The sequence below is a fragment of the Nocardia sp. NPDC087230 genome (genome assembly GCF_044744725.1).
GTDB lineage: Bacteria > Actinomycetota > Actinomycetes > Mycobacteriales > Mycobacteriaceae > Nocardia > Nocardia canadensis.
Window position 1 is genome coordinate 94,236 of sequence record NZ_JBIUYV010000014.1, and the last position, 10,725, is coordinate 104,960.

Here is a 10,725-nt window from a genome sequence, read left to right on the forward strand (position 1 = left end):
TCCATGAGCGTCACCGACCACACCGACCATCGGGCCGAAACGAATGCGCCCGAAGCCGGTACGCAGACGGCTGCGCCGGAACGGGTGGTACGGCGGCGGCCGAAGAACCGGCGCGCCCAGATCGCGGCGGAAGCGGCCACCGCGTTCGGCGCGCACGGGTATCACGGTGTGAGTATGGAAGACATCGCCGGTCGGCTCGGGATCAGTTCGGCGGCGCTGTATCGGCACTATCGCAGCAAGTACGCGCTCTTCCGCGAGGAGCTGTTCCGCCTGGCCGAGGTGACCGTGCAGGCGGTGACCTTGCCCGAGGACGCGGACGCGTGGACACCGCGAGAACGCCTCGATCACGTCATCGACGCCGTCATCGCCAAGACCGTCGCCAACCGGTCGACCACGGCGCTGGTCCGCTGGGAACGCCGCTACCTCGACGACGACGACCGCCAGGCGCTCGACGGCAAGTTCGCCGAGGCCGTGCGCCTGCTCGGAGGCATCGTGCGCGAGGTGCGCCCCGGGCTCGCCCGCGACGATGTCGCGGTCCGTTCGGTGGCGGTGTTCAGTGTGGTCAGCAGCATCGGCGATCACCACGCGACCCTGCCGACCCGGCTGCTCACGCCCCTGCTGGCCGCGACCTGCCGGGCGCTGATCGACGTCGAGCTGCCCACACCGGAGCCCACGGCGCTCCCGGCCGAGCCGGAGCCCGGATCGCCGTTCATGCACGAGGTGCTGCTGGCGAAGTCGGTCGAACTGTTCCACGAGCGTGGCTATCAGAACGTCAGCGTGGAAGACATCGCCACCGCCGCCGACCTGGCCACCGCCTCGGCCGTGTATCGCTACTACCGCAGCAAGAGCGACCTGCTCGCCGCGGCGTTCCGCCGCGCGGCCGACATCGTCTCGGGCGCGATCGGCCCGATGGTCGCCGCGTCGGCCACCCCCGCCGACGCGCTGTCTGGCCTGATCGACCTGTACGTCGAGGGCTCCTTCGCCGAGCGGGCGCTGACCTACGTGTACTACGCCGAGTTCGGCAATGTCGCCGCCGAGGACCGGGTGACCCTGCAGCACATCCAGCAGCTCGTCATCGCCGAGTGGACCAAACTCCTGGTCCAGGTCCGCCCCGAGCTCTCCGACGCCGAGGCCCGCATCCTGGTACACGCCGGCTTCGCCCTGGTCGTCGACCTGGGCCGCGCCTTCGGCGACGACGGCATCGCCCCCCAGAACCGCGTCACCACCCTGCACCGCACCACCCTGTTCGGCCACGCCTGACCCCTCGCCGCCGCCTGCGAGAGGGAGCGGCGGCGAGGGGTCGGTGGACCGCTACAGACCCAGGGTACGACCGATGATGTCGCGCTGGATCTCGCTGGTACCACCGAAAATGGTCGACACGAGCGCGCCGCGGACGTGCTTCTCCATGTCGAATTCGCGGGCGTAGCCGTAGCCGCCCATCATCTGCATGCCCTCCAGCGCCACCCGCTTGCTCACCTCGGTGGCCTTGAGCTTGGCCATCGAGGCCTCCCGGGCCAGCACCTTGGTCGGGTTGGCGTCGGCTTCCTTGGCCACGCTGTAGATCAGCAGCTTGGTGCATTCGATCTCGGTGGCCAGATCGGCGAGGCGGTGCCGCAGCGACTGGAACGAACCGACCGGCCTGCCGAACTGCTTGCGCTGGGTGACGAAGGCGATCGTGTCCTCGAACGCCCGCTCGGCCGCGCCCAGGCTCATGGCGGCGAGGATGAGCCGCTCGAAGTTGAGCCCGGTCATCAGCTGACGCCAGCCGTTGCCCTCCTCACCGACCACCGCGTCTTCGGGCAGCACGCAGTCGGTGAAGTACAGGTCGTTGGTCTCCTTCTGATTGCCCATCAGCTCGATCGGCGTGATCTGCAGACCGGGGGTGTCGACGGGCACGTGGAACATCGTCATGCCCTCGTGCTTGCCGCCCTCCTTCGAGGTGCGCGCCACCAGCAGGATGTTCTCGGAGATGTGCGCGTTGGAACACCAGGTCTTCTGGCCGTTGATCAGCCAGCCGTCGGCGGTCTTGACCGCCTTGGTCGACAGGTTGCCCACATCCGAACCCGCCTCGGGCTCCGACATCGAGATCGACTGGGAGGCACCGCGCACGATGCCGCGCAGCACGGTGTCCTTCTGCGACTCGGTACCGAACTTGGCGTAGGCGCCGCCGGTGATCAGCGTCGGGCCGATGGCGCCGATCGGGAGCATGCCGCGCAGCGATTCCTCGAGCAGGATGCACATGTCGACCATCGACGCGTCCGAGCCGCCGTACTCCTCGGGCACCGTCAAACCCAGCCAGCCGAGCTCGGCCATCTTCGCGTACACGCCGGGATTGTGCTGTTCCTTGTCGTGATCGGTCAGCGCGTCACGCTGCTCCCGCGTCCCCGCCTCGCGCTTGGCGAACGCGGCCACTGCCGCGGCGAAATCCTTCTGTTCCGGGCTGAATTCGACGCCCATACTGTCCCTCTTCTTTCCGTACCGATCGATGGATGGGTCTACTTGGCTCGACCGAAGCGGCGAGCGGTGAGCTTGCGCACCGTCGACAGCGTCGACTCGGTGCGGGCGAAGGAGAGCAACGCCATGCCGGGAATCACGAAGCGCTGCCGCGCGATCGAGTGCGGCCGGGTGAACCCGAGCAGGCCGGCGGCGCCGTGGATACGGCCGATCCCGGACTCGCCGACGCCGCCGAACGGCAGCGCCGGGATCGCCGCGTAGGCGGCCGGGCTGTTCACCGAGGTCGCGCCCGCGCGCAGCTGCCGGGCGATCTCCATGCCGCGCTTGCGCGAGAACACCGACGAGGCGAGCCCGTATTCGGAGGCGTTGGCCAGCTCGATGGCCTCCTCGACATTGCGCACCGAGCGCACGGTGAGGGTGGGCCCGAAGGTTTCCTCCCGGACCGCGACCGAATCCTCCGGCACGTCGAGCAGCACGATCGGGCCGACGAACGGCGCCTCGATCGATGCGGGCCCGCCCACGACGGCGGTACCGCCCCTGGCCAGCGCGTCCTCGACATGCTTGGTGATCACGTCGACCTGGCTCGGCAGGGTCATCGGACCGTAGGAGGCATCCGGGCCGGTTCCGGGCCGCAGGTCGCTGACCCGCTTGGTGAGCTCGGCCAGGAACTCGTCGAGCACGGAGGCGACGACATAGCAGCGCTCGGTGCCCACACAGGTCTGCCCGGAATTGGCCATCGCCGACCACGCGATCGCGTCGGCCGCGGCGGCGATGTCGGCGTCCTCGGCGACGATCGCGGCGTCCTTGCCGCCGCATTCCAGCACGACCGGGGTGAGGCGCGCGGCGGCGGCCGCCATGATCCGCTTGCCCGTCGCGGTCGACCCGGTGAACGCGATCATGTCGACGCCGGATTCGACCAGCGCGCGGCCGGTTTCTCCGGCACCGGACACCACGCTCAGAATGCCCTCGGGCAGTTCGGGATTCGCCGCGGCGAACGCGTCGGCGTACCAGTGGCCGACGCCGGTGGTCAGCTCACTGGGCTTGAAGACGACGGTGTTGCCCGCGGCCAGGGCGTAGGCGATCGAGCCGTTGGGCGTGTACACCGGATAGTTCCACGGCCCGATCACGCCGACCACGCCGTGCGGTCGCTGCTCGATCACGGCCTCGTGGTTGGCCATCATCATCCCGGGCCACACCTTCTTCGGCCCCAGGATCTTGCGGGCGTTCACCGCGGCCCAGTTCAGGTGCTCGACGGCGGTGACCACCTCGAGATAGGCGTCGTCGACGGTCTTGCCGTTCTCGGCGCTGATCAGCGCGCTGAACTCGTCGACGTGGACGACGAGGTGGGCTGCCCACCGTTGTAAGGCCCGCTTCCGCTCCGTGAACCCGAGTTCACGCCAGGTCTGCGCCGCCACGCGGGCACGCGCGACCGCGGCGCCGACCGCGGCGTCGTCGTCGACCGGCCAGCTGCCGACCGGCGCGCCGGTGGCCGGGTTGGCGGTGGCGATCATTGTCGCAGAAACAGGGGCGGTAGTGGGGGTTTCGGTCATCCTCGACCATCCTTCAGCCAATTCGGTGGTCATCCCGCGGCCGGACGGCCGAGCAGGACACTCCTGGGATCCAATGGGGCGGCGCGGACTGTTGACAGGTCGCGCCGACCGCCGTTAAGTTAATCACAATTCTCGTTAAGTTAATCATGGTTCTCGTCGGTTGCAAAGCATTCCCAGCGGACTGCGACCGACGGGAACGTCGAATCCAGAGGGAGGGCGCGATGCTGCGCACCCGATTCACCGAGGCTTTCGGTGTCGAGCACCCGATCGTGCAGGGCGGAATGATGTGGGTCGGCCGGGCCGAGCTCGCCGCGGCCGTGTCGAACGCGGGCGGCCTGGGCATCGTCACCGGGCTGACCCAGCCCACGCCGCAGGCACTGCGCGAGGAGATCGCCCGCACCCGGGACCTCACCGACAAGCCGTTCGGGGTGAATCTGACGATCCTGCCGTCGATCACGCCGCCGCCGTACGAGGAGTACCGGCAGGCGATCATCGACGGCGGTGTGCCCATCGTGGAGATCGCGGGCGGCAATCCGGCCACCCATCTGCCCTTCCTCAAGGACGCCGGGATCAAGGTGCTGCACAAGTGCACCAGCGTCAAGCACGCGCTCAAGGCCCAGCAGGTCGGCGTCGACGGGGTGAGCATCGACGGCTTCGAATGCGCCGGTCACCCCGGGGAGAACGACACCCCCGGCCTGGTGCTGATCCCCGCCGCCGCCCGCGAACTCGAGATCCCGATGATCGCCTCGGGCGGCATCGCCGACGCGCGCGGCCTGGTCGCGGCGATGGCGCTGGGCGCCGACGGCGTGAACATGGGCACCCGGTTCCTGTGCACGGTGGAGTCGCCGATCGCGCACACGGTCAAGGAGCAGATCGTGGCCAACACCGAGCTCGACACCAAGCTGATCTTCCGGACCATGAACAACACCGCCCGGGTCGCCGACAACGCCGTCAGCCGCCAGGTCGTCGAGATCGAGCGCGCCGGTGGCACATTCGCCGATGTGCGCGAGCTGGTCGCGGGCGCGCGTGGCCGCAAGGTCTACGAGGACGGGGACGTCGACGCAGGCATCTGGAGCGTCGGTCAGTGTCAGGGCTTGATCCACGACATCCCGACCTGTGCCGAACTGGTCGCGCGCATCGTGCGCGAGGCCGAGGACCTCATCGCGGGCCGGCTGTCGGGCACGATCGTCGAGGCGGTCGCCCGATGAGCGAGAGCCTGCACGTCGACTCCGAGCACGGTGTCCTGCGCATCACGATCGATCGTCAGGCCAGGATGAACGCGATCGACCTCGCGACCATGGCCGAACTGTCCGAGGCGATCACCGCGGCCGCCGCCGAGCCCACCACCCGGGTGATCGTGCTGACCGGCGCGGGCAAGGCGTTCTGCACCGGCGCCGACCTCGCCGCGGCGGCCGCCGCCGGCGGCAACGAGGCGACGCCGGAACTGGTGATGGACACCGCCAACAGCGTCATCCGGGCGATCGTCGACTCGCCCCTGCCGGTGATCGCGCAGGTCAACGGGCCCGCTGCCGGGGTGGGCGCCTCGATCGCGCTGGCCGCCGATCTCATCTACGCCGCCGACGACACCTACCTGCTGCTGCCGTTCACCTCCATCGGCCTGATGCCCGACGGTGGCGCGACGGCGATGGTGGCCGCGGCGATGGGACGCGCGCGGGCCGCGGAGATGGCGCTGCTCGGCGCGCGCCTGCCCGCGACCGAGGCCGCCGCGGCAGGCCTGATCACCCGGTCCGTGCCCGCCGCGGACCTCACCGAGCACGTCGACACCGCCGCCGCGAAACTCGCGACCGGTCCCCGCCGGGCACTCGAGCTGACCAAGGCCGCGATCAACGCCGCGACCCTGGCCGAGCTCGACGGCGCGCTCGCGCGGGAGAAGGACGGCCAGACCGAACTGCTCACCTCCGCCGACTTCCTGGAGGGGATGACCGCGATGCTGACCCGCCGCGCCCCGATTTTCGCCGGCGCTCCCCGCCCGATCGCCGACCCGGCCTAGTTCCCTTCGAGGAGACGACGATGTCCATTGCCGCAGAACCGATGCGCTCGCGACGCAATCACTGGATGAACCAGATCGCGATCCACGCCACCACCATCCCGGACGCGCCCGCGCTGCGCTACCTCGGCGAGACCACCACCTGGCGCGAGCTGCACGAGCGGGTGCACAAGCTCGCCGACGCCCTGGCCCGGCGCGGTGTCGGGGCGGGCGATCGGGTGCTGATCCTGATGCTCAACAACACCGAGTACATCGAATCGGTGTTCGCGATCAACACCCTCGGCGCCATCGCGGTCCCGGTGAACTTCCGGCTCACCCCGCCCGAGATCGCCTACCTGGTCACCGACAGCGGCGCCTCGACGATCATCACCGAAGCGATGTTCGCCCCGCTGGTCACCGCGGTCGCCGCGCAGACCGGCGGGCTCGACACCCGCATCGTGGTCGGCGTCGGCACCTGTGAGGGCATGCTCGGCTACGACGACCTGCTCGCCGAGGAGGGCGAACCGCACGAGCCGCTCGACGTGCCCGAGGACACCGCCGCCCTGATCATGTACACCTCCGGCACCACCGGAAACCCCAAGGGCGCGGTGCTGACCCACCTCAACATGAACGCCCAGGCGCTCACCTGTATCCGCGCCATGCGCTACAGCAGCGACGACATCGCCTTCTGCGCGTCGCCGCTGTTCCACATCGCCGGATTGGGTTCGATCGCTTCCTGTTTCGTGCTCGGCTCGCTGACGGTGATCCATCCGCTCAAGGCCTTCGACGCCACCGAGGTCCTCGACGCCTGGGAGCGCGAGCGCGCCACCTCGGTGTTCCTGGTCCCGGCGCAGTGGCAGATCGTCTGCGCCGATCCCTCGGTGCCACAGCGTGATCTGCGCCTGCGTGTGATCAGCTGGGGCGCGGCCCCCGCCTCGGACACGGTGCTGCGCGCCATGGCCGAGACCTTCCCCGACGCGCTGAATGTGGCGGTCTTCGGCCAGACCGAGATGTCGCCGATCACCTGCGTGCTCGACGGCGAGGACGCGATCCGCAAGCTCGGGTCGGTCGGCAAGCCGATCCCGACGATCGCCACCCGGATCGTGGACGACGAGATGAACGACGTCGCGCCCGGCGAGATCGGCGAGATCGTCTATCGCGGGCCGACCCTGATGCGCGAGTACTGGAACAACCCGCGCGCCACCGCAGACGCGTTCGCCGGCGGCTGGTTCCACTCCGGCGATCTGGTCCGCCAGGACGAGGAGGGATTCGTCTACGTCGTCGACCGCAAGAAGGACATGATCATCTCCGGCGGCGAGAACATCTACTGCGCCGAGGTCGAGAACGTGCTGTTCAGCCATCCTCGGATCCGCGAGGCCGCGGTGATCGGCCGCGTCGACGACAAGTGGGGCGAGGTACCGGTGGCGATCGTCGCCGTCGAGGACGCCGAGGCGATCGGCCTCGCCGATCTCGAGGAGCACCTCAACGCCCACCTGGCCCGCTACAAGCACCCGAAGGACCTCGTCGTGGTGGACATGCTGCCGCGCAATGCCGGCGGCAAGGTGGTCAAGCACGAACTGCGCAAGCTGCACGGTTCGGCGCCCGTCACCAGCAACTGAGCACATCGATCACCGGTCCCGGCAGACTCGGAACACCAGTCCGCCGGGACCCTTTCGGCAGCGTGGGCCGCGGTCAGCGCCCGAGGAATTCCTCGATCGCCGGCCAGGTGGTCTCGGCCGCGGCCGGACCGGCGAGCAGGCCGAGGTGTCCGCCGGGGACTTCCACGAAGTGGGTCTCGGCGGCGTTCGGCAGGATGTCCAGCCCGCGCCGCACCGCGCGGGCGGGCACGACCAGGTCGGCGCGACTGCCGACCAGCAGCACCCGGCAGGTGACCTTGGCCAGCTCGATCACCAGGTCGGAGCGCAGCCGGATCGATCCGTCGGCCAGTTCGTTGCGCAGCACCAGGCTGCGATAGATCTGCCAGTACGAGCGGCCCGGATAGCCGGGCATGCTCGACATGAAACGGTCCGTGGCTTCCATCCTGGCCAGCGCCTCGGTGTCGAGGGCGTTGCGGAGCAGGAACATCGGCCGGGCTAGCTCCCGGTCGATGGCCTGCAAGCGGAAGCCGAGCTGCACGAATTCCTCGGGAATCCCGCCCATCAGCCGGGTGGCCACAGCCATCTCGCGGCCGCCGGTGACCCGGGCGGCCCACCGCAGGGGCACCAGCATCGGGGTGCGTGCTTGGTCTATCGGCGTGGCCAGGCCGGTGATCGAGGCGATCGGCAGGTCGGGGTGGGCGGCCGCAGCGAGCAGTGCCATCGCACCGCCCAGCGACCAGCCGATGACGTCGACCGGCCCGTCGTGCTCGTGCGCGACCCGCAGGATCGCCTCGGGCAGGATGTCGTGCGTCCAGTCCTCGAGCCCGAGATCGCGGTCGGCGTAACCGAATCGGCCGTAGTCGAGGACATACGGTTGCCTGCCCTGCGCCAGCAGGAAGCGCACCAGACTCTGGCCCGGACGCAGATCGAAGCAGGCGGGCGTCACCGCCAGCGGCGGCACCAGCAGGACCGGGTTCCCGGTGCCCGGTGTCGCGCGGTCGAAGCGCCGCAACTGCCGGTGCGCACCGGAGTACACCGTGCTCGACGGCGCGGGCCGCGCCGATTCGAGCCCGTCACCGAACGACACCGACCACACATTGCGCACCGCCCGGCGCGCGTCGGCCACGATCCCCAGCACCACAGAACCCCTCACTTCACCCGCTACCGCCGCCGGGCGGTGCTCACCTGTCGAGTCGTCACGCCGCGTGGCGGTCCGCGCCTGCCCGCGTACCGGCGGCGGGCCCGGTCGCCGGGCCGGAGAGCCGCCGTCCGAACAGCACCTGCGCGGCGGCCCGGACGAACCCGGCCAGGCCGTGCCTGCCCGCGGGCAGCCCGAGCACACTCCACACCGTGCGCGTCTGCGACGGTGTCGCAGGCGCGCCGGCGAACCGGTCGGCCAGCCAGTTCAGGCTCAGCGGGGTCGACAACGCCAGCAGCGTGATGTGCTCGCTGAGCCGGTCGCGCAGGTAGGTGACGTGCGCGCCGTGGGCGCGATAGCGGTCGACCAGGGCGTCGATATCGGTGGCCGCGATGATCTGGTCGTGCACCGCCTGGACGACGAGCAGCGGCGCCGACGGCGCCCTGGTGCCGAGTTCGGCATCGGCGAACACCGCCACCAGTTCCTCGAGCGCGAGCAGCTCGGCGATCGGCATGGTCGTGTGCCGGTCGACGTGATAGCGCGCCAGACGCAGCACCGACCCACCGGTGGTCGAGCGGGCCGCCCGTTCGAGCACGGCGTGACCCGCTTCGCTGACATGCTCGCCGAGGACGGCGTCGAAGGCCGGATACACCCGGCGCAGCGCGGACACCACCAGGGTCGGCAGGCCGGCGTGCAGGCTGCCGTTGAGCCGATGGAAGGTCGAGAGCAGATCCCCCACCGGAGAGCCGAGGACCGCGCCGACGATGTCGAGCTCCGGCGCGTAGGTGGGCGCCATCTCCGCCGCCCACGCGGTCGCCAGGCCACCGCCGGAGTACCCCCACAGACCCACCTGCGCCCGCGGATCCAGGCCCAGCGGTGCGAAGGACAGCGCGGCGCGGGCGCCGTCGAGGGCCCGGTAGCCGGGCTCGCGCGGGGCGCCCCAGGCACCGAGCATGCCTTCGTGATCAGGGATGGAGACGGCCCAGCCCCGGCTCAGCGCGTCGGCGAAACACAGGAGTTCGACGTGGGCGAACGTGCCGATCGCGCGCGAGCCGCGCTGCAGCGCGTAGGACGGGAAGCCGCGCGAGGACACCGCGTCGATCGCGCACTGGAACGACAGCAGCGGCGTCGCCGGTCCGGGTCCGCCGACCGGTGCGATCACGGTTGTCACCGCGGCTTCGGGCCGTCCGTTCAGGTCGGTGGTGCGGTACAGCAACTGCCACGCGGTCACCTTCAGCGGGATCAGGCCGAAGGCGGCGAGCTCGATCGGTCGCGACCGCAGGATCGTGCCCTCGGCGTGCTGCTCGAATCCGGCCCGTGGCTGATAGAACGGGTCGTTGTCGGGCAGGACGGCCCAGGCGGGGGCCGACCAGGTCTCGGCGCGCGATCGGGTGGGGTCGGCAGTCAACGGAGTACTCCAGAGAAAGGGTTCGGATGACGGGCCGGCTATCGAAGACCGGCCCGTCGGAGCGGATCGTCGTGGTTCAGGCGGCCCGGCGGGCGGGCTCGCTGCGATAGCGAGAGGCCGCGCCGTCGATGCCGAGCAGACGCCAGGTGAGCTTGGCGACCGGGTTCATCAGGCCGGTGCCGACCGCCAGCGCACGCACGTCACCGAAGACGTCACGCTTGGTGGCCTGTGACTCCGGGCTGCCCCAGTACGCCTCGCGCATCACCTCGTCCGGGATACCGAACTTGTCCACGAATTCCTTCGGCGGCGTCGCGATCATCGACAGCATCACCCGCATGGCGATCGGGAAGGCCACCGACAGTACGGTTTTCGTGAGCGGATTCATCGACGGCACGTTCTTGCGCAGGTACTCGTGCGCGAACGAGATATGCCTGGCTTCCTCGGCCACGTGGATCTGCATCACCCGGTGGACCATCGGGTGCATGTCCACGCCACCGCGCAGCAGCGACTTCTGCAGGTGATCGATCGGTTCCTCGCCGCCGAGGATCATGGTGAAGAACAGCTCGGGGAAGTACTTCACCGCGGGCCAG

At 69.8% G+C, this 10,725-nt stretch carries 9 protein-coding genes; 4 read left to right on the top strand and 5 right to left on the bottom strand.

Annotated elements, in window-relative coordinates:
* Positions 1-3: 3 nt before the first annotated feature.
* Positions 4-1,260: a TetR/AcrR family transcriptional regulator gene (locus tag ACIO52_RS30245; protein ID WP_218716376.1), complete on the top strand. Its 1,257-nt coding sequence runs from the start codon at positions 4-6 to the stop codon at positions 1,258-1,260.
* Between the two features lie 51 nt (positions 1,261-1,311).
* Here ACIO52_RS30245 and ACIO52_RS30250 read toward each other — a convergent pair whose 3' ends face one another.
* Together ACIO52_RS30250 and ACIO52_RS30255 are read right to left on the bottom strand one after the other, a co-directional pair.
* On the bottom strand, positions 1,312-2,457 hold the full coding sequence (locus ACIO52_RS30250; protein ID WP_402648676.1) for an acyl-CoA dehydrogenase family protein: 1,146 nt from the start codon (positions 2,455-2,457) through the stop codon (positions 1,312-1,314).
* 38 nt (positions 2,458-2,495) lie between these two features.
* Positions 2,496-4,004 carry an aldehyde dehydrogenase family protein gene (locus ACIO52_RS30255; protein WP_255586821.1) on the bottom strand — a complete coding sequence of 503 codons (1,509 nt, stop codon included), beginning with the start codon at positions 4,002-4,004 and terminating at the stop codon, positions 2,496-2,498.
* A gap of 221 nt (positions 4,005-4,225) precedes the next feature.
* On the opposite strand from ACIO52_RS30255, the gene ACIO52_RS30260 reads away from it, so the two are divergent.
* From ACIO52_RS30260 to fadD5, 3 genes are read left to right on the top strand one after another with little or no spacing between them, the layout of a single operon-like run.
* Positions 4,226-5,212 carry a nitronate monooxygenase family protein gene (locus ACIO52_RS30260; RefSeq protein ID WP_218716378.1) on the top strand — a complete coding sequence of 329 codons (987 nt, stop codon included), beginning with the start codon at positions 4,226-4,228 and terminating at the stop codon, positions 5,210-5,212.
* Positions 5,209-6,015 (top strand): enoyl-CoA hydratase-related protein, encoded by an 807-nt coding sequence (locus tag ACIO52_RS30265; protein ID WP_316574598.1) that lies wholly within the window; start codon positions 5,209-5,211, stop codon positions 6,013-6,015. Before ACIO52_RS30260 ends, ACIO52_RS30265 begins: the two co-directional genes overlap by 4 nt.
* Before the next feature lie 20 nt (positions 6,016-6,035).
* On the top strand, positions 6,036-7,610 hold the full coding sequence (gene fadD5 / locus ACIO52_RS30270) for a fatty-acid--CoA ligase FadD5 (protein WP_316574597.1): 1,575 nt from the start codon (positions 6,036-6,038) through the stop codon (positions 7,608-7,610).
* 73 nt (positions 7,611-7,683) lie between these two features.
* On the opposite strand, the gene ACIO52_RS30275 is transcribed toward fadD5, so the two are convergent.
* The 3 genes from ACIO52_RS30275 to ACIO52_RS30285 all read right to left on the bottom strand — a co-directional run.
* The gene (locus ACIO52_RS30275; RefSeq protein ID WP_342801771.1) at positions 7,684-8,727 is read right to left on the bottom strand and encodes an alpha/beta fold hydrolase; all 1,044 of its coding nucleotides are present in this window, start codon (positions 8,725-8,727) and stop codon (positions 7,684-7,686) included.
* 58 nt (positions 8,728-8,785) lie between these two features.
* Positions 8,786-10,135, bottom strand: coding sequence for a lipase family protein (locus ACIO52_RS30280; protein WP_402648681.1), 1,350 nt, complete (start codon positions 10,133-10,135; stop codon positions 8,786-8,788).
* 76 nt (positions 10,136-10,211) lie between these two features.
* A partial coding sequence (locus ACIO52_RS30285) for a diiron oxygenase (RefSeq protein WP_402648684.1) occupies positions 10,212-10,725 on the bottom strand: 514 nt, incomplete at its 5' end.